We start from the raw sequence: 17,909 nt of genomic DNA, 5'->3' as shown, positions 1-17,909 counted from the left end.
ATATGTCCCGACAGAATTATGTTTTTACTTCGGAATCCGTTTCCGAAGGCCACCCCGATAAGGTCTGTGACCGGATTTCGGATGCGGTTCTCGATGCCTTCCTGAGCGAAGAGCCCGAGGCGCGGGTGGCGGCCGAAACCTTTGCCACCACGAACCGCGTGGTCATCGGCGGCGAGGTTGGGCTCAGCGACAAGAAAAAGCTGGGGGAATATCTTGATCAGATCGAGGACATTGCGCGGGCTTGTATCAAAGACATCGGTTACGAGCAGGACAAATTCCACCACGCCACCTGCGAGATCACCAACCTGTTGCATGGGCAATCTGCCCATATCGCGCAGGGTGTTGATGCCTCTGCCAACAAAGATGAAGGCGCGGGGGATCAGGGGATCATGTTCGGTTTTGCGACCGATGAGACACCCGAATTGATGCCAGCGCCGATTCACTACGCTCATGCGATCCTGCGCCGCTTGGCCGAAGTTCGCAAAGACGGGACAGAGCCAACTCTGCGCCCAGATGCCAAAAGCCAGCTGTCTGTGCGTTATGAAAATGGCAAGCCGGTTGGCGTGACGTCCATTGTTCTGTCGACACAGCATGCGGACGAAAGCCAGACCAGCGATGACATCCGCGCCATTGTCGAGCCTTACATCCGCGAGCAACTGCCCGACGGCTGGATCACCGATGCGACCGAATGGTGGGTGAACCCCACCGGTAAATTTGTGATCGGCGGACCGGACGGCGATGCGGGCCTCACCGGACGCAAGATCATCGTGGATACCTATGGCGGCGCGGCCCCGCATGGTGGCGGCGCGTTTTCCGGCAAAGACCCGACCAAGGTTGACCGGTCGGCGGCTTATGCGGCCCGATATCTGGCCAAGAATGTTGTGGCCTCCGGTATGGCCAGCAAATGCACGATCCAGCTCAGCTATGCGATTGGGGTGAGCAAGCCATTGTCGATCTATTGTGACACTTTTGGCACCGGCCAAGTGCGCGACGAGGACATCGAAAAGGCGATTGGTGCCACGATGGACCTGACGCCGCGCGGCATTCGCGAACATCTGCAGCTGAACCGCCCGATCTATCAGCGCACGGCGGCTTACGGCCACTTTGGCCGCGCCCCGCAAGAGGATGGTGGCTTCAGCTGGGAAAAGACTGACCTTGCAGAGGCGCTGAAAGCCGCCGTTTGATCGGCAGTCCAAGCCTTCAAAGTATGTAAAGAAGGGGCCGCTATCGCGGCCCTTTTCGGTTGTGTCCAGGGTCAGTGCGGCATTCGGGCGAATGGAGAAGGCGGTTTGCGCGGCGCGGCCAGATCCTCCTGCGCGGCTTCGCTGAGCGGCGTCAGCATCCCGCCAACCAAAGCTTCGCCCTGATAGCGCTCCATCTCGATCAGGAATTCCCACAAAATCATGCAAGAGCTGTCAATCCGGTCAAACTGATCCAGTTGCGGGGCGCCTGCGCGTTCCGCGCCTGAGCGCAGATCCCGCAATTGTCGCATCATGCGGCTGACCATGGGTTTGATGTCGCGGGCACATTGGCCGGCGAAATGTTCAAGCACCCTTTCCACCTCCTGACGGGCGTAGGTCTGGGTTTCGACAGCGATGGTCAGTTCTGATTTTTGAAGGGCGTTGCCGACAGCGCGTTGAAAGGTGGCCGAGGACAGTTCGTCCTTGGTCAGATAATCGGCACAGCCCCAATCGAGCGCCTGTTGTTCGATATTGTCCTGACCAAGCCCTGTGATCATGATCGTGGCGGTGTTCAGGTTGCGCGGCGACAGGCGCACCAGTTCCAGTGCATCCAGTCCATTGCCATCGGGCAGATAGTAATCAATCAAGATCAGCGAGAATGTGCTTTCTTCGATGCGGCTGCGAAAATCGTTAAGGCTGCTGGCGTTGGACACCGCGCAGGGAAAATCGAGGCCCGAACAGAATCGGGCCAGACGGTGCCTGTCAAACCGTTCGTCATCCAGGATGAGAACCGATGTAGGTTGGCCATTGGTGACAGATCCATGTGGCCGCAGGGGTGAGGGGCTGGGCAAGGAGCGTCCTTTCAACAAGATTGCCCGTTTATAGGCGCGAGGTTATTACCCAAGCCTTAATGCGCCCGTTGCAGCAGGGCGCGGGCTTCGGTAAAGGCAGCGCATGACACAGCCAATACGCCCCCGCCGCAATTTCTATGGTCGCCTCAAAGGCAAATCGCTCAAGAAATCCCAACAGGGGTATATTGAGCAGGATCTGGACGGGTTGTCGCCCGGTCCGGTCAGCTGGGAAGACAATCCGCAGCGCGACCCTTTGGATTTGCAAGGCCTCTTTGATGGCAAGCCGGTTTGGCTTGAGATCGGTTTTGGCGGCGGTGAACATCTGGTGCATCAGGCGGTGCAGAATCCCGATGTCGGGATCATCGGCTGCGAGCCCTATATCAACGGGGTTGCGATGCTCTTGGGCAAGATCCGCCGCGCGGGTGTCGGCAACCTGGCAATCCACCCCGGTGATGTGCGCGATATGTTTGATGTGTTGGAAGAGGCGTCGATTGACCGGGCGTTTCTGCTTTATCCCGATCCCTGGCCAAAATCACGGCATCACCGCCGGCGATTCGTCACGCCGGAGCATCTTGAGCCACTGGCGCGGGTGCTGAAGCCCGGTGCGATGTTTCGGGTGGCTACCGATATCGAGGACTACGTGCGCCAGACATTGGAGCAGGTGCCGCAGTTCGGGTTTGAGTGGCTGGCCGAAGGGCCGGAGGATTGGCGGCAGCCATGGGATGATTGGCTGTCGACCCGGTATGAGCAAAAGGCTCTGCGCGAAGGGCGGACACCGCACTACCTGACCTTCCGCAAGACTTGATCCGATTGTGCGGGAAGGCCCGCATTCGATTTTGTTTTGCTGATGAGGGGCACTGGCCCCTCAAACTCCCCCAGAGGTTTTTGGGCCAAATGAAGTTTGGTGCCGGCGCCGTTGCGGATGGCATGGACGTGGTTTCAAGGCTGAGATAGAAGCATTTTGAACAAAGTAAGGACGCTAACATGTCGAGCCACGGTGCCCCCATTCCCATGACTTCTACCGCCTGTGGGCCTCTGTCCGGCGTGGCCGAGGTACCAGGTGACAAGTCGATTTCGCACAGATCATTGATTTTGGGTGCAATGGCGGTGGGCGAGACCACGATCACCGGATTGCTGGAAGGGCAGGACGTGCTTGATACGGCCAAGGCCATGCGGGCCTTCGGCGCAGAGGTGACGGATCACGGCGGCGGATCCTGGTCGGTACATGGGGTTGGCGTGGGCGGTTTCGCCGAGCCTGAGAACGTGATCGATTGCGGCAATTCCGGCACCGGGGTGCGGCTGATCATGGGGGCAATGGCGACATCACCGATCACGGCGACCTTTACAGGGGATGCCAGTTTGAACGGCCGGCCCATGGCCCGGATCACCGACCCTTTGGCGCTGTTTGGTTGTCAGTCCGTGGGCCGCAAGGGTGGACGTTTGCCGATGACATTGGTGGGGGCAGGTGATCCTGTGCCTGTGCGTTACGAGGTGCCGGTGCCGTCGGCGCAGGTCAAATCAGCGGTCTTGCTGGCCGGGTTGAACACGCCGGGTCAAACCGTGGTGGTTGAGGCCGAAGCAACACGCGACCACACGGAGCGGATGCTGGCCGGTTTTGGCGCAGAGATCACGGTAGAACAGACAGACGAAGGGCGTGTGATCACCCTGACGGGGCAGCCCGAGTTAAAGCCTCAGCATATTGATGTGCCGCGTGATCCGTCTTCGGCGGCCTTTCCGGTTTGTGCCGCGCTGATCGTGCCGGGGTCGGATGTCCTGGTGCCGGGGATCGGGTTGAACCCGACGCGGGCCGGTGTCTTTACCACGCTGCGCGAGATGGGTGCGGATCTGACCTACGAGAATGAGCGCGAAGAGGGCGGTGAGCCGGTTGCCGATCTGCGGGCGCGGTTTTCGCCGAACCTCAAGGGGATCGAAGTGCCACCGGAACGTGCCGCGTCGATGATTGATGAGTATCCGGTATTGTCGGTTGTTGCCGCCTTTGCCGAAGGGCAGACTGTGATGCGCGGTGTGAAAGAGCTGCGCGTGAAGGAAAGCGACCGGATTGACGCGATGGCCACGGGTTTGCGGGCCAATGGCATTGAGGTTGAGGATGGACCCGACTGGTGGATCGTCACCGGGCGCGGTCACGGCAATGTGCCTGGCGGAGCGACCTGCGCCAGCCATCTCGATCACCGGATTGCGATGTCATTCATGATCCTGGGCATGGCGTCGCAGCAGCCGGTGCAGTTGGATGACGGCGGGCCGATCGCCACATCATTCCCGATTTTTGAACCGTTGATGCAACAGCTGGGTGCGCAGGTGACGCGCAACGCGGGCTGATGACGCTGGGCCGTTTGGTCAAACTGTCCTGCGCGATCTCGCTTGTGCTTTTTCTGGTGTTGGCGGCATTGTCGAAAGGGTGGTTGGAGCCAGACGGGGCGCTGATTTTTGACAGCCGACTTGGCGGATATACTCTGGCAGAGGCGCAGGCCTATCTGGGTATGCTGGATGCGGGGCAAAAGCAGCTCTATCTGGGATGGTTTCGCTGGCTGGATACCGTGTTTCCGGTGCTTCTGACGTTTTTTCTGTCGGGGGTTCTTTGGGGGCAGGCACCTGGGGTTCATCCGGCAATGCGCCTGTCGTTACTCATCATTCCTGCGGCTTATCTGGTGATGGATCTGGTAGAGAATGCCTTGGTGGCCGATATGTTGCACAGTGCGGCGTTGGATGCAGAAACGGTGACGCTAGCCAGCGGGTTCACTATGGCGAAATGGAGCTTTCTCGCGCTGGCATGTGCCATTTGTCTTTGGGCATGGCGATGGGCACCAAAACAACGCGCAAGGAGCGGGTTATGACAACAAACGGCTTTACCGTGGCAATTGACGGGCCTGCGGCCTCTGGCAAAGGCACAATTTCCAAGGCCGTGGCAGCGCATTTCGGTTTTGCGCATCTGGACACCGGTTTGCTGTATCGGGCGGTTGCGGCGAAAACCTTGCAGGGGCAGCCGCCTCAAGAGGCCGCGCGGGCGCTGGTGCCGGGGGATCTGGAGCATGACGATCTGCGCCGCCCCTCTGTGGCGCAGGAGGCCAGCCGGGTTGCGGCGATTCCCGAAGTGCGGGCGGCTTTGATCGATTTTCAGCGCAGTTTTGCGGCGCGGGCAGGCGGTGCGGTTCTGGATGGGCGCGACATCGGGACGGTGATTTGCCCGCAGGCGCAGGTAAAACTGTTTGTCACCGCAGATGCCGAAATACGTGCCGAACGCCGCTATGCTGAGCTGGCAGGCAAGGGCATGGATGTGACGCCGGAAGAGGTGTTGAAAGATGTGCTGGCGCGGGATGCGCGGGATATGGGACGCGCCGATGCGCCACTGAAACCGGCGACGGATGCGGTGCGGATCGATACATCGAATATGGCGATAGCCGATGCAGTGGCGGAAGTCGTTGCCTTGATCCAGAAGGTTCTGGATCGAATGCCAGACAACAGAGCATAGGCGATTTCATGAAAGGCATCGGGCCCTAAATTCCGGATTTTTTGCGCTCGGGCAGCGGCGCGGCTGGAAACCGGTGATCGGACCGGCCCATTGGCACAGCGCCGGGGCAGACAAATGGGGCTTTGGCCCTTGCAGTGCAGGGGTATTTGGCCTATACGCGCGTCTGTCTAAGGGGCGGATACAGCTTCGGACACAATTTGCGGGCAGGGTCGGTTTCAACCGGCCCTCTTTCGTTTGTGTTTGATGCCCGTGCGGCAGACCAATTTCATTCCAAGACCGGCGGAGACAACCGCACGGCCAGAAAACAAGTCTAGATTAGGAAAAATACGCTACATGGCGAATATGATGGACGAGTTTGAAGCACTCTTGAACGAAAGCTTCGAAATGGACACCCCCGAAGAGGGTTCCGTAGTTAAAGGCAAGGTGATCGCGATCGAAGCGGGCCAGGCCATCATCGACGTAGGCTACAAGATGGAAGGCCGCGTTGAGCTGAAAGAATTTGCCGAACCAGGCGAAGCTCCCAAAGTTGAAGTCGGCGACGAGGTAGAAGTCTTCCTGCGTCAGGTCGAAAACTCCCGCGGTGAAGCGGTTATTTCTCGTGAGATGGCCCGCCGCGAAGAAGCATGGGATCGTCTGGAAAAAGCCTATGCCGCAGAAGAGCGTGTCGAAGGCGCGATCTTTGGCCGCGTCAAAGGTGGCTTTACCGTTGATCTGGGCGGCGCGGTTGCGTTCCTGCCCGGCTCTCAGGTTGATGTGCGCCCCGTGCGCGATGCCGGCCCATTGATGGGTCTCAAGCAGCCATTCCAGGTTCTGAAGATGGACCGTCGCCGTGGCAACATCGTTGTCTCGCGTCGTGCGATCCTCGAAGAATCCCGTGCCGAGCAGCGTGCCGAAGTGATCGGCAACCTGACCGAAGGTCAGACTGTTGACGGTGTGGTCAAGAACATCACCGAATATGGTGCGTTTGTTGATTTGGGCGGTGTTGACGGCTTGCTGCACGTCACAGACATGGCGTGGCGCCGTGTGAACCACCCATCCGAGATCCTGACAATTGGCGAAACCATCAAGGTTCAGGTCATCAAGATCAACAAAGAGACACATCGTATCTCCTTGGGCATGAAGCAGTTGCAAGAAGATCCATGGGATCTGGTTGCCGCGAAATACCCGCTGGAATCCTCGCACACTGGCCGCGTGACCAACATCACCGATTACGGTGCCTTTGTTGAGTTGGAGCCCGGTGTTGAAGGTCTCGTTCACGTGTCCGAAATGTCCTGGACCAAAAAGAACGTACACCCAGGCAAGATCGTTTCCACATCTCAGGAAGTCGAAGTCATGGTTCTGGAAATCGACGGTGCCAAGCGCCGCGTTTCCCTTGGTCTCAAGCAGACCATGCGCAACCCATGGGAAGTGTTTGCAGAAACACACCCTGAAGGCACAGAAGTTGAAGGCGAAGTCAAAAACATCACCGAATTCGGTCTGTTTGTTGGCCTGCCAGGCGACATCGACGGCATGGTGCACCTGTCTGACCTCAGCTGGGACGAGCGCGGCGAAGACGCGATCCAGAACTACCGCAAGGGCGACATGGTTCAGGCCGTTGTCTCCGAGGTTGACGTTGAGAAAGAGCGTATCTCGCTCTCCATCAAAGGCGTCGGTGGCGACAAGTTCGCAGAAGCGGTTGGCGGCGTGAAGCGCGGCTCCATCGTGACCGTGAACGTGACCTCGATCGAAGAGGGCGGGATCGAAGTGGAATATGAAGGTATGAAATCCTTCATCCGTCGCTCCGATCTGTCCCGTGACCGTGCAGAGCAGCGCCCAGAGCGTTTCTCGGTCGGTGACAAGGTTGACGTGCGCATCACCAACGTGGACGCCAAGGCACACCGTTTGGGCGTGTCCATCAAGGCCCGCGAAATCGCCGAAGAGAAAGAAGCGGTTGAACAGTATGGTTCCTCCGATTCCGGCGCATCCTTGGGTGATATTCTTGGTGCGGCGCTGAAGGGCGACGAGTGATCTGCTAGATCCCATTGCATAGATTAAGGTGGCCCCGCAGCGCATGTTGCGGGGCTATTTTTTGCGAATCGCCCGGATCTGAAGATGGATGAAGGGCGCAATTTCCAGCCAGAATAGCCAAAACGCCCGATGAGCCAGCGGAAAATTGCCTGAAAACAGTGCCTTCTGCCGAAAAAACCCGACCGGGGGGCGCAAGGATCACTTCCCGATTGAAAGGTTTCTTCCTATAGTCGTCTTTTAGCAGCAAAAAAACATATAGACGTCTCGGGGGGGATAATTCGATGATCCGGTCAGAACTGATCCAGAAAATTGCAGACGACAATCCACATTTGTACCAACGCGATGTTGAGCGGATCGTGAATACCATCTTTGACGAGATCACCAGCGCGATGGCGCAGGGCGACCGTGTTGAGCTGCGCGGATTTGGCGCGTTTTCCGTCAAGAAGCGGGATGCCAGAGTGGGCCGTAACCCGCGCACCGGCGAAGCGGTCAATGTTGAGGAAAAACATGTGCCCTTCTTCAAAACCGGCAAGCTGCTGCGGGATCGGTTAAACGGGAAAGCCTGATGCGTTACGTTCGCTATTTTTGTATTGCCATCTTTGCGGTGGCGCTCATCTCTGTTGCGCTGGCCAATCGTGCGATTGTGCCGCTCAAGATCCTGCCCACAGAGGTGTCACATTGGTTTGCGGTGAACCCGCAGATCGAACTGCCGCTGTTTCTGGTGATCCTTGGTAGCATTGTCGCCGGCCTGTTGGTTGGCTTTATCTGGGAATGGATCCGCGAATATGGCCAGCGTGCCGAAGCGGCACGGCAGGCCCGCGAAATGCGCCGGCTTGAGCGTGAGGTCGCCCGACTCAAGGGTGAAAAGCATCAGGGCAAGGACGAGGTTCTCGCGCTGCTTGACGAGGCCAGCTGAGGCAGATCATGCCTGCACATGTAAATGTCAAAATCTGCGGTCTGACCGATCGCGCGGCTTTGGACGCCGCCGTGGTGGCGGGCGCGCGCTATGTCGGATTGGTGTTCTTTGAGAAATCTCCCCGCCATATTTCCTTGCCGGATGCTGCGGCGTTGGCCGCGCTGATCCCGGAAGGGATTTGCAAGGTGGCGCTGGTAGTGGATGCAGAGGATGCATTCCTTGACCGGCTGCTGGCCGAAGTCCCGCTTGATATGCTGCAGCTACATGGCAAGGAAAGCCCTGCGCGGGTTCTTGAGATCAAGGCGCGTTATGGCTTGCCGGTGATGAAGGCGGTCGGGATTGCCGATGCCAGCGATCTGCCCGCGCTTGAGGCCTATATGCAGGTTGCCGATCAGATCCTTGTGGATGCCAAGCCGCCGAAAGACGCTGCGCTGCCCGGCGGCAACGGGTTGGCCTTTGACTGGCGTTTGATTGCCGGGCGCCGCTGGCCGGTGCCATGGATGTTGGCCGGAGGATTGACGCCGGACAATGTGGAAGAGGCGATTGCGATGACCGGCGCAAATCAGGTGGATGTGTCATCCGGAGTGGAGCAGGCGCCGGGTGTGAAAGATGTATCCAAGATCGCGGCGTTTTGCGCCGCGGCCCATGGTGATTGAGCAGCTGCGCTGCATTCGATTTATTTGGATGGGGGGCTTTGCCCCCCAAACCCCCCAGAGGTTTTTCTGGCCAAATGAAGAAGGGCCGGATCAGATGGTTTGGTCGTAATCCCCCACGCCCTGCTCGGTGCGGATCACGGCATCCAGATCCTTAAAGATTGCGCGCATTTCGGCTTCTGATGCGGGGCTTTCGCAGACGACCACAAGATTGGGCGTGTTTGACGAGGCGCGGATCAGCCCCCATGCGCCGTTGTCGAGGATCACACGGGCGCCGTTGACTGTCACAACGTCTTTGATGGCGCGGCCTGCGATCTGTTCGCCTGCGGCGTGTTTGGCGACAAGCCTGTCCACCAGCCGTGCGAGGATGTCGTATTTTTCGGTGTCCGCGGCATAGGGCGACATGGTCGGGGTGGCCCAGGTTTGCGGCAGGGCCTTGCGCAAGTCGGACATCGACATGTTGGGGTTGCGGTCCATGAGTTTGCAGATCTCGACCGCGACGCGCATGCCGCAGTCATAGCCGCGGCCAATGGGTTCGGCGAGGAAGTAATGGCCGGATTTCTCAAACCCCGCCAATGCGCCGATCTCTTTCACCCGGCGCTTCATGTGGGAATGACCGGTTTTCCAGTAGTCGGCTTTGATACCGTGTTTCTGAAGCTCGGGGTCCGAGGCAAAGAGGCCAGTTGATTTCACGTCTGCAACAAAGGTGGCATTTGGATAGAGTTTGGCCAGATCACGGGCCATGATTACGCCAACCTTGTCGGCGAAGATTTCCTCACCTTCGTCATCCACCACGCCGCAGCGGTCGCCATCGCCGTCAAAGCCAAGCGCGAAGTCTGCGCCGGATGCTTTGACCGAGGCGCTCATGTCGTGGAGCATTTCCATGGCTTCGGGGTTTGGGTTGTAGTGCGGGAAAGTGTAATCCAGCGCGTTGTGGCTGGGCAAAACTTCGACGCCGAGGCGTGCAAAGAGTTCGGGCGCGAAGGCAGAGGCGGTGCCGTTGCCGGTGGCGCAGACGACCTTGAGCTTGCGGGACATTTTGAAGTCGCCAACCAGATCGTCGAGATAGGCCTCGCGCACGCCGTGGATAAATTCGTAACGGCCGCCGCTTTGGGGTTTGCCTTCTCCGTTCAGGACGATGTCACGCAGTTCGGCCATTTCATCGGGGCCATGGGTCAGCGGGCGTTCAAAGCCCATCTTGACCCCGGTCCAGCCGTTGGGGTTATGGCTGGCCGTGACCATGGCGACCGCAGGGGCATCCAGGTGGAACTGGGCAAAATAGGCCATGGGCGACAGGGCCGGACCGATGTCTTTAACGTGGATACCGGCCTGCATCAGACCCAGCATCAGCGCGTTTTTGATCGACAGGGAATAGTCGCGATAATCGTTGCCGACGGCGATCACGGGTTCAATTCCGCGCCGCTGCATCTGGGTGCCAAGGCCAAGGCCGAGGGCGGTGATGCCGGGTAGGTTGATGTCATCTGGGTATTTCCAGCGGGCGTCATATTCGCGGAACCCCGTGGGGGTGATCATCGCATCGCGCAGGAATTCCCAGGTGTTCTGGGTCACGGTTGGTGCCGGTTTTGTCACGTCAGATCTCGCAAATTGGGTCGATTAAAATGTCATGGGGTGCTGTTTGGCCAGCGCGTCAAACTTCATCAATGTGGTGATCAGATCGGGCATCTGGTCGAGATAGATCATGTTGGGGCCGTCGCTGGGCGCGTTGTCCGGATCTTCGTGGGTTTCGAGGAACACAGCCGCCACGCCGATAGACACGGCCGCGCGGGCCAGCACCGGGGCAAATTCGCGCTGCCCGCCCGATGAGGTGCCTTTGCCGCCGGGGCTGGCAACCGCGTGCGTGGCGTCCATCACCACCGGATAGCCGGTTTGCGCCATCTGCGGCAGGCCGCGCATGTCCGTTACCAATGTGTTGTAGCCAAAGGCGGTGCCGCGTTCGGTCAGCAGGATTTTCTCATTGCCGGTCGATTTGATCTTGTCGACGATGTTGCCCATTTCCCAAGGGGCGAGCCATTGGCCCTTTTTCACATTCACCGCAGCGCCGGTGTTGCCTGCGGCCAAAAGTATGTCGGTCTGGCGGCATAGGAAGGCAGGGATTTGCAGCACATCCACCGCATCTGCGGCGATGGCGCATTGGGCCTCGGTGTGGACATCCGTGAGCACAGGTACATCCAGTGCCTTGCCAACCGACTGCAGCACCTTGAGGCCCTGATCAATCCCCAAACCGCGTTTGCCAGACAGCGAAGTGCGGTTGGCCTTGTCATAGCTGGCTTTGAAAATGTACTGCGCCCCGGCGGCGGCGCAGGCCTCTTTCATTTTGCCGGCAATCATCTGGGCGTGATCTTCGCTTTCAAGCTGGCAGGGGCCGGCGATCACGGTCAGGGGGCGATCATTGCCGACAATCACGTCACGGATGGTTACTTGGGTCATGAGGTTACCTGTTCTCTGAGAATGGAGGCTGTCAGGGACAACATCAGGTAGATGCCTGCAAAGATCAGGAAAGCCAAGATCGTGTTCTCGAATCGGCGGGGATATGTCGGCTCTTGCGGGGCGACGGGCTGCACGGCGACGGTCAGATAGCGGACCTGGCGGTTGGCCTCTGTCCGGGCTTGCTCCATCGCGGTTTGTGCCGATTGCAGCACCATGTCTGCGGCGGCAAGATCGGCCTTGGCCAATTGCATGGTCACCGCCTGCTTGGCCAAGGAATTCTCACCTTCGGTGGCGGAGTTCATTTTCACATTCAATTTGGCAAGCTGTTCCTTGAGGCGGCGCACATCGCTGCGCGCGCCATCCACCTTGGCCTTGTTGGGGCGCGGGTTGTCCAGAAGGGCCGACAAGGCCAGTTCCTTTTCGATCAACAGCCCCTCGTAGGTGGTGATCTGGGCGCGGATCGCGACGATCTCGGCCTCGGGATCAACGCCGTTCTCAATTTGCAGACGGATCAATGCCTCCTGCGTGTCGCGGCGGTTCTTCTGCGCGGTTTCGAAGCCGGCCAACGCGTCGCGCATCCCGTCTTCACGCTTTTGCTTGGACAGTTCGTTGACGCGGTCTTCGGCGTATTCCAGCAGGCTTTCGGAAAAGGCGGCAGAGACCTGAGGATCGGCAGCGATCACTTCCATGCGGATCACGCCCTCAGTAGGGTCATAGCCGATTTTGACGTTCTTTTTATAGACTTTATAGGCCTCTTCGTTGGTCGGGTTTTCTTTGAGCCGTTGCACAACGTCGATCGAGGGATCTGAAAAATGTGCCTTGAATCCTGTGTCTTCGTCCAGCTTGAGCATCGCATCCTTGGATTGCAGGTAGGCCTGCGTTGCGATGCTGTCGGCGCTGTTGGCAAATTGCGTGGGCAGAATGCCGCCAAAGGGGCTGGCACCGCCGCCGCCCTCACTTTGGATGATCAGGAACTGGCTGTTGGTGGCATACATCGGCGAGGCGATCTTGTAGAAATAGATCCCCGCAATCAGCGTAGGCAGCAATACAAAGGCGGAGAGCCGGGCCAGCAACAGGGCCAGCTTGCGACGACGGCGCAGGGTAATGTCCCGTTGAATTTGCGAGATTTCATGTTCGCGCCGCTCTGCCGGAGAGAGCTGTTCGGTGGAGGGCAGAGTGTTGCCGCCAACTGGCGTGGTTTGCGGCAATTGAATGCGCCCGCCCTTGGCATTGGGCTGCGGGGTGTTGGCAGGTGGCTTGGGCGCACCTGCCGGGTTGGCGGGGGGCTGTCCATCGTTGTTTGGCACAACCAGTTCCAGCATGTTGGAGCGTTGGAACGGGTCGATGCCTTGTTCCCGCAGCAGGCGCACCGCGTCAAAATCGGATGTTGGGGCCAGCCCGTGTTTTTGGGCCACCCGGCGGGCCATGCGCAACTGCCGTCCCGTGAGGCCTTCACGCCGGATCGCATCGATATCTGTCTCGCCGCCCGGTGGCTGGCTGGGCACCGCGTCCTGTTGTGGCGGTGTCGGCGTGGCCTCTGGCCGAGGGGCATGGCGGGTTTGCTCTGGCGCATGAGTTTGAGCATGATCGCCCGCTGGCCTACGCTGTGGCTGCGGGGGGGGCGCCGGTGTGGGGGCAGGTTGCTGCCGTGGCGGTGCGGCTTGCGGCGCGTCGCGACGGGGGGCGGCCTGGCGTGGCGGTTCGTGATGCGCCGCTTCGGGCGGCGGCACGGCGCGGGGGGCTGCATGCGCGGCGGCGCGGCGTTGCAATGCAACGGGCGGCTCGCCGTATTGCTCCTTGGCTTGCGCGCGCTGCACATGCTCCGGCGTATCGGCAGGCTGGCTGTGCGTGGGTGAGGCGCTCCGCTTGATGCGGAATTTTCTAGCCTTGGGTTTCGTAGTCATAGAGCTGTTTCGCTTCTTCCAAGGTGTCAAACATATAAAGTTTCCCGCCCAACAGGACGGCCGCCGAACGGGCAAATTTTTCCAGGGTCTGCGCTTGGTGCGAGACAATGATGATCGTGGTGGTGCGCAGACGTTCCTGCAGGATTTCACCGGCCTTGCGGTTGAACTCCATATCCGTGGTTGATGGCATGCCCTCGTCGATCAGGTAGATGTCGAAATCCAGCGCCAGCATCAGCGAGAATGTGAACCGCGATCGCATGCCGGAGGAATAGGTGCCCAGCGGTTGGTCAAAATATTCGCCCAACCCACACAGCCAGCGGCAGAAGCTTTCGACATAATCGGGGTCGAGCCCATAAAGCCGCGCGATGTATCGGGCGTTTTCCATGGCGGAAACCTTGCCGACAACACCGCCCATGAACCCCAGCGGAAAGGAGATGTTGCAACCACGGCGGATTTCACCCTCATCGGGTTTCTCCAAACCGGCCATCATATTGATAAGTGTCGATTTACCAGTGCCGTTGGGGGCGAGGATTCCCAGAGAATTGCCCAGGTCCACGCGAAAAGACACATGGTCAAGAATGACCTTGTGCTGCGATCCCGTCCAAAAGGACTTGGATACATTCTCAAACTCCAGCATGCCCTGCTCCGGTGCCGCCTGTTATTGGGCCTGTCCCTCCTTAGCAGAGGTGTCTTAAAGGCCTATTTACCGCGTTTTTCTGCACTATGTCCCATTTTCTTGGAAAAGTACAATGATCGGAAGCCTTTGGCGTGCTTTACCGCGCAATTGTGGAGGTGTGGCACCAATTCGGTGCGGAAAGTGGGTGAGAATATGCCTCCCACGGGCCGAAAACCGGATCTACTGTTCAAAAATCGAGCCCCCCGCAGCACTGCCTGAGCAGGCTGCAGGGGGCAAGGCCATCAGTGGCTCAGGCGACGGCTTGCCAAGCAAGACCCGCGATCATCGCGCCGATCAGGGCAAAGCCGAGATAGGCCATAAAGACCCGTGGTTTGACCAAGGCCCAGACCGCGATTGCCGCCGGGATACAGCTGACGCCGCCCGCGATGACAAAGGACATTGCCGCGCCCTGGGTCATGCCTTGGGCCAGAAGGGCGTCCACCAGCGGCACAGCGGCATAACCGTTGAGATAGGCCGGTGCGCCCACCAATGCGCCAAGCAGGATCGGCATCAACCCCTCACCGCCCAAGACGGATGCGATCATCTCGGCCGGGATATAGTGCAGCATCAATGCCTCGATCACATAGGCAAGGGTCAGCCATTTGAAGAGAAACAGCGCATTCTCGCGGGCGGTTTCGGAAAACACCGCGCGGCGGTCCGGCTCAGGCCAGAACTTCCAAACGGTTTGGCCGGAGAACGGTTTTTGTACGCCGCAGCAGCCTCCAACACTGGGGCGTTCCTTCAGCGGATCAGCAAAAAGCGGGGTGTTCGCGGCCAGCATGACGCCAAAACCGCCCAGCATCCCGATGCCAACGGCAGCGATGGTTTTGGCCAGTGCAAAATCAAATCCCAAGGTGCCAGAGGTGATGGCGAACATTGCCGGATCCATCAGCGGGGAGGCCAGCCAAAAGGCCATGACCGCACCCAAAGGCGCACCTACGGCCAGCAAAGCGGCGATAAAGGGGATGACCTCGCAGGAACAAAAGGGTGACAACCCGCCCAGCAGGGCCGCCATCACGATCATCCGCGCCGGGTTGCCTTCGAACGCGCGGGCGAGCAGGTTTTCCGCCCCGCTGGCTTTGAGGTAAGCCACTGCAAATACAGCAAAAAGAATAAAGGGGGCGGTGCCAGACAAGGCCTTGGCGGCGAATGTCACCGTCGGGATGAACTGCGGCCAGTCAAGCAATGCGACAAGCGCCAGCATCAGGGCGGTTACCCCCCATGCGCCAATTTTCAGGCGGCTCATCGGAGATTGGGTTTGGGTTGTGTCAGCCATGATTGTGTTCCTCACAGGGGCTGCCCGCATCCGCGCAGCATTCGGTCAGCAGGAAATGGGACAGCGCCTGCACCTCTTCATAGGCAACCGCGGCGCAGATGGTGCTGCGGCCCTGCCGTTCCTGTTTGACAAGGCCAGCGGCAGCCAACAGCTTGAGATGATGTGTCAGGGTCGATCCGGTCACGCCGGTGCGATCCCCGAGCAGTCCGATGCTGAGCCCGTCAGGACCAGCCCGAACCAAGGTGCGCAGGACCATCAGGCGCTGCTCGGAGCCAAGCGCGGCAAAGCTGGCAGCGGCCAGAGTGAGGGGCGGGGTTTGTGGAGAATCAATTTTCATATTTCTAGAAATATAGAAATGAAGAGGCGACGCAAGCTTTATTTCGATAATCTTCGAAATGAACGCGTCTTCTCACTGTTTCGCCTTGGCGCGGCAGTGGCATCGGCTATCCTGCGCCCATGACAGACATCCGTGATCCCCTGCGCCGTTGTACTCTCTGTGCAGATCGCTTTGCCGCCACGGCGACGGGCCATCAGCCGCGTCCGGTGGTCTGGTTCGCGCCGGAGGCCAAGATCTTGATCGCGGGGCAGGCGCCCGGCCTGCGTGTCCATGAAAGCGGCAAGCCGTTCTGGGATGCCTCCGGCACCCGATTGCGCGACTGGATGGGGCTGGATGAAGACACCTTCTATGACCAATCCAAGCTGGCGATCTTGCCGATGGCGTTTTGTTTTCCCGGCTATAATGCCAGCGGCAGCGACCTGCCGCCGCCACCGATCTGCGCCAGGACGTGGCGGGCAGAGGCACTGAACCTGTTGCCGGATATCCGGCTTACAGTTCTGATTGGTGGCTATGCAATGAAATATCATCTGCCGGACCATCAATCGGTGCGCCTATCCGTCGCGGGGTGGCGGGATCATCCAAAAGGCGTCTTTGCCTTGCCTCACCCGTCCTGGCGCAATACCGGTTGGCTGAAGAAAAATCCGTGGTTCGAGGCAGAAGTGGTGCCGCGACTGCGGGCCGCTGTGACCGAGGTGCTCCATGACTGATCTGACCCCGCTGGACGAGGCACATGCCGCGATGACCGCCGCGCCCGATGACGACACGGCGCGCCTGCGGTTTTACGAGCGGATCGCAGATGTCGAGCTTTTCATGCTGCTTGAGGCAGAGCCGGAGGGCGACCAGATCAATCCGATCTTGCTGGACGATGCCTATGTTGTGGTGTTCGACCGCGCGGCGCGTCTGGCTGCCTATGTGGGCGAGGCGGCGCCCTATGTGGCACTGTCAGGACGGGCGATTGCCGGAATGCTGGAGGGACAGCCCTTGGGCATGGCCGTGAACATCGGTGTGGCACCATCAGAAATCCTGCTGCCCGCCGGTGCAATGGAATGGCTGCGTGATACCCTGGCCCATGAGGCGGGTGAGGTGGAGGCCAAGATCGAGGCTTTGCTGCCGCCCAAGGGCTTACCCGAGACATTGATCGCCGCAATTGACGCCAAATTGGCGACGGCCACGGGTATGGCGGCGGGCGCATTTTTGGTGGCGGTGGATTATGCGGGCGGTGGGCGCGGTCATTTGCTGGCTTTTGTCGGGGCGATCCCGCGGGCGCAGGATGCGCTGGTGCGGGCCGCCTCTGAGGCGCTGACGTTTTCCGGGATCGAAGCAGGGGCCATGGATGTGGGCTTTTTTGCGCCTAATGATCCGACGGTCGAAAAACTGGCCAGAGTTGGGCTGCGCTTTGACTTGCCGCAGGGCGAGGGATTGCAACATACGCCGCGCATGCCACCGGGCAGTGACCCCTCCAAACCCCCTATTTTGAAATAAACCTCTCTGTTATCCTGCGGAAATTCACCGCCCCGTCACATCGGCGCGAGGTCACAGCTTCGTGGGATGTGAATGCAGGGGCGGGCTCCTAGGTTGGCTTTACCGAAGCCTCATAAAGGAATTGAAACGTGAACCGCTTTACCCTCTCCATCGCCGCCGCTGCCACAGCCCTGACCTTTGCCTCGCAAGCTTTTGCAGGAGATCAATATATCGACGGCACCGGTTTTGCCGCTTCAGGCTATGACGTGGTTGCCTATTTCGATCTGCCTCAAAACCCCATTGGTCAAAGCCAGCCCGCGCCCGTTGCCGGGGACAAGGATATCACTGCTGAATACAACGGGGCAAAATTTGCCTTTTCCAGCGAGGCCAACAAGACCGCGTTTCTGGCCGATCCGGCCAAATATGCACCGCAGTATGACGGCCATTGCGCCTATGGCGTGTCCAAAGGCGGCAAGGTTCCGGGCAACCCGACCCTGTGGCGGATTGTGGATGACAAGCTGTACCTGAACATCACCAAGAACGTCGTTGGTTTTTGGGAAGAGGACATTCCAGGTAACATCGATCTGGCCGAAGGCAACTGGACCAGCATCGAACCTGCGCCTGCATCTGATCGGGCCATTCCCAAGTTCACCAGCGCCGCGCCTGTGAACTGATGCGCAGACCCCGGCGCGATCCATCGTTTGACCCTCCG

General features: G+C 59.3%; 18 protein-coding genes and 1 pseudogene. 12 read left to right on the top strand and 7 right to left on the bottom strand.

Annotation, left to right across the window (positions count from 1 at the left end; translation table 11 throughout):
- Nucleotides 1-2 precede the first annotated feature (2 nt).
- Nucleotides 3-1,184 (top strand): methionine adenosyltransferase, encoded by a 1,182-nt coding sequence (gene metK, locus JNX03_RS09040; RefSeq protein WP_203212037.1) that lies wholly within the window; start codon nt 3-5, stop codon nt 1,182-1,184.
- Nucleotides 1,185-1,255: 71 nt separating this feature from the next.
- Here the strand turns inward: metK and JNX03_RS09035 are convergent, their stop codons facing one another.
- Nucleotides 1,256-2,032, bottom strand: coding sequence for a response regulator (locus JNX03_RS09035; protein ID WP_203212036.1), 777 nt, complete (start codon nt 2,030-2,032; stop codon nt 1,256-1,258).
- A 103-nt stretch (nt 2,033-2,135) separates the two neighbouring features.
- Here JNX03_RS09035 and trmB point away from each other — a divergent pair, with 103 nt between their 5' ends.
- From trmB to JNX03_RS08995, 8 genes and pseudogenes are all read left to right on the top strand, one after another.
- Nucleotides 2,136-2,837: a tRNA (guanosine(46)-N7)-methyltransferase TrmB gene (gene trmB, locus JNX03_RS09030; protein ID WP_203212035.1), complete on the top strand. Its 702-nt coding sequence runs from the start codon at nt 2,136-2,138 to the stop codon at nt 2,835-2,837.
- 179 nt (nt 2,838-3,016) lie between these two features.
- A complete protein-coding gene (gene aroA / locus JNX03_RS09025) occupies nt 3,017-4,369 on the top strand; it encodes a 3-phosphoshikimate 1-carboxyvinyltransferase (protein ID WP_203212034.1) in 1,353 nt (450 codons plus the stop codon).
- The gene (locus JNX03_RS09020; RefSeq protein ID WP_203212033.1) at nt 4,369-4,884 is read left to right on the top strand and encodes a hypothetical protein; all 516 of its coding nucleotides are present in this window, start codon (nt 4,369-4,371) and stop codon (nt 4,882-4,884) included. The genes aroA and JNX03_RS09020 overlap by 1 nt, the downstream gene beginning before the upstream one ends.
- Nucleotides 4,881-5,519, top strand: a complete 639-nt coding sequence (locus JNX03_RS09015) for a (d)CMP kinase (protein ID WP_203212032.1) — start codon at nt 4,881-4,883, stop codon at nt 5,517-5,519. The genes JNX03_RS09020 and JNX03_RS09015 overlap by 4 nt, the downstream gene beginning before the upstream one ends.
- Nucleotides 5,520-5,852: 333 nt before the next feature.
- Complete coding sequence (rpsA, locus tag JNX03_RS09010) at nt 5,853-7,526, top strand: 30S ribosomal protein S1 (RefSeq protein WP_203212031.1); 1,674 nt, start codon at nt 5,853-5,855, stop codon at nt 7,524-7,526.
- 257 nt (nt 7,527-7,783) lie between these two features.
- A pseudogene (gene ihfB / locus JNX03_RS09005) lies at nt 7,784-8,092 on the top strand (integration host factor subunit beta); the annotation flags it as partial.
- Nucleotides 8,092-8,442 carry a LapA family protein gene (locus JNX03_RS09000; protein WP_203212030.1) on the top strand — a complete coding sequence of 117 codons (351 nt, stop codon included), beginning with the start codon at nt 8,092-8,094 and terminating at the stop codon, nt 8,440-8,442. The pseudogene ihfB and the gene JNX03_RS09000, both read left to right, overlap by 1 nt.
- An 8-nt stretch (nt 8,443-8,450) precedes the next feature.
- The gene (locus JNX03_RS08995; RefSeq protein WP_203212029.1) at nt 8,451-9,098 is read left to right on the top strand and encodes a phosphoribosylanthranilate isomerase; all 648 of its coding nucleotides are present in this window, start codon (nt 8,451-8,453) and stop codon (nt 9,096-9,098) included.
- A 90-nt stretch (nt 9,099-9,188) separates the two neighbouring features.
- Here JNX03_RS08995 and JNX03_RS08990 read toward each other — a convergent pair whose 3' ends face one another.
- The 6 genes from JNX03_RS08990 to JNX03_RS08965 form a co-directional block, all read right to left on the bottom strand.
- On the bottom strand, nt 9,189-10,685 hold the full coding sequence (locus JNX03_RS08990; RefSeq protein ID WP_203212028.1) for a phosphomannomutase/phosphoglucomutase: 1,497 nt from the start codon (nt 10,683-10,685) through the stop codon (nt 9,189-9,191).
- 24 nt (nt 10,686-10,709) lie between these two features.
- Nucleotides 10,710-11,543 carry a 3-deoxy-8-phosphooctulonate synthase gene (gene kdsA / locus JNX03_RS08985; protein ID WP_203212027.1) on the bottom strand — a complete coding sequence of 278 codons (834 nt, stop codon included), beginning with the start codon at nt 11,541-11,543 and terminating at the stop codon, nt 10,710-10,712.
- On the bottom strand, nt 11,540-13,447 hold the full coding sequence (locus JNX03_RS08980) for a capsule biosynthesis protein (protein WP_203212026.1): 1,908 nt from the start codon (nt 13,445-13,447) through the stop codon (nt 11,540-11,542). Before JNX03_RS08980 ends, kdsA begins: the two co-directional genes overlap by 4 nt.
- Nucleotides 13,425-14,084, bottom strand: a complete 660-nt coding sequence (locus JNX03_RS08975; protein WP_203212025.1) for an ABC transporter ATP-binding protein — start codon at nt 14,082-14,084, stop codon at nt 13,425-13,427. The genes JNX03_RS08980 and JNX03_RS08975 overlap by 23 nt, the downstream gene beginning before the upstream one ends.
- 289 nt (nt 14,085-14,373) lie before the next feature.
- A complete protein-coding gene (locus JNX03_RS08970; RefSeq protein ID WP_203212024.1) occupies nt 14,374-15,399 on the bottom strand; it encodes a permease in 1,026 nt (341 codons plus the stop codon).
- Nucleotides 15,392-15,736, bottom strand: coding sequence for an ArsR/SmtB family transcription factor (locus tag JNX03_RS08965; protein WP_025049839.1), 345 nt, complete (start codon nt 15,734-15,736; stop codon nt 15,392-15,394). The genes JNX03_RS08970 and JNX03_RS08965 overlap by 8 nt, the downstream gene beginning before the upstream one ends.
- A 119-nt stretch (nt 15,737-15,855) precedes the next feature.
- On the opposite strand from JNX03_RS08965, the gene JNX03_RS08960 reads away from it, so the two are divergent.
- The 3 genes from JNX03_RS08960 (at nt 15,856) to JNX03_RS08950 (ending at nt 17,871) form a co-directional block, all read left to right on the top strand.
- A complete protein-coding gene (locus JNX03_RS08960; RefSeq protein WP_203212023.1) occupies nt 15,856-16,443 on the top strand; it encodes a uracil-DNA glycosylase family protein in 588 nt (195 codons plus the stop codon).
- Nucleotides 16,436-17,218 (top strand): SseB family protein, encoded by a 783-nt coding sequence (locus tag JNX03_RS08955; RefSeq protein WP_203212022.1) that lies wholly within the window; start codon nt 16,436-16,438, stop codon nt 17,216-17,218. Before JNX03_RS08960 ends, JNX03_RS08955 begins: the two co-directional genes overlap by 8 nt.
- 128 nt (nt 17,219-17,346) lie before the next feature.
- Entirely contained in the window at nt 17,347-17,871 is a 525-nt protein-coding gene (locus tag JNX03_RS08950; protein WP_203212021.1) for a YHS domain-containing (seleno)protein, read from the top strand.
- Nucleotides 17,872-17,909 lie beyond the last annotated feature (38 nt).

This window comes from Sulfitobacter mediterraneus, from assembly GCF_016801775.1.
Classification (GTDB): Bacteria; Pseudomonadota; Alphaproteobacteria; order Rhodobacterales; family Rhodobacteraceae; genus Sulfitobacter; species Sulfitobacter mediterraneus_A.
Note: the sequence above shows the minus strand (reverse complement) of the source record. Positions and strands in the feature narration are given on the sequence as shown.

What these genes read in the sequence shown, in the direction of transcription:
- metK (WP_203212037.1), top strand. Translation starts at nt 3, where the DNA reads ATGTCCCGACAGAATTATGTTTTTACTTCGGAATCCGTTTCCGAAGGC.
- trmB (WP_203212035.1), top strand. Translation starts at nt 2,136, where the DNA reads ATGACACAGCCAATACGCCCCCGCCGCAATTTCTATGGTCGCCTCAAA.
- aroA (WP_203212034.1), top strand. Translation starts at nt 3,017, where the DNA reads ATGTCGAGCCACGGTGCCCCCATTCCCATGACTTCTACCGCCTGTGGG.
- JNX03_RS09020 (WP_203212033.1), top strand. Translation starts at nt 4,369, where the DNA reads ATGACGCTGGGCCGTTTGGTCAAACTGTCCTGCGCGATCTCGCTTGTG.
- JNX03_RS09015 (WP_203212032.1), top strand. Translation starts at nt 4,881, where the DNA reads ATGACAACAAACGGCTTTACCGTGGCAATTGACGGGCCTGCGGCCTCT.
- rpsA (WP_203212031.1), top strand. Translation starts at nt 5,853, where the DNA reads ATGGCGAATATGATGGACGAGTTTGAAGCACTCTTGAACGAAAGCTTC.
- JNX03_RS09000 (WP_203212030.1), top strand. Translation starts at nt 8,092, where the DNA reads ATGCGTTACGTTCGCTATTTTTGTATTGCCATCTTTGCGGTGGCGCTC.
- JNX03_RS08995 (WP_203212029.1), top strand. Translation starts at nt 8,451, where the DNA reads ATGCCTGCACATGTAAATGTCAAAATCTGCGGTCTGACCGATCGCGCG.
- kdsA (WP_203212027.1), bottom strand. Translation starts at nt 11,543, where the DNA reads ATGACCCAAGTAACCATCCGTGACGTGATTGTCGGCAATGATCGCCCC.
- JNX03_RS08980 (WP_203212026.1), bottom strand. Translation starts at nt 13,447, where the DNA reads ATGACTACGAAACCCAAGGCTAGAAAATTCCGCATCAAGCGGAGCGCC.
- JNX03_RS08975 (WP_203212025.1), bottom strand. Translation starts at nt 14,084, where the DNA reads ATGCTGGAGTTTGAGAATGTATCCAAGTCCTTTTGGACGGGATCGCAG.
- JNX03_RS08970 (WP_203212024.1), bottom strand. Translation starts at nt 15,399, where the DNA reads ATGGCTGACACAACCCAAACCCAATCTCCGATGAGCCGCCTGAAAATT.
- JNX03_RS08965 (WP_025049839.1), bottom strand. Translation starts at nt 15,736, where the DNA reads ATGAAAATTGATTCTCCACAAACCCCGCCCCTCACTCTGGCCGCTGCC.
- JNX03_RS08960 (WP_203212023.1), top strand. Translation starts at nt 15,856, where the DNA reads ATGACAGACATCCGTGATCCCCTGCGCCGTTGTACTCTCTGTGCAGAT.
- JNX03_RS08955 (WP_203212022.1), top strand. Translation starts at nt 16,436, where the DNA reads ATGACTGATCTGACCCCGCTGGACGAGGCACATGCCGCGATGACCGCC.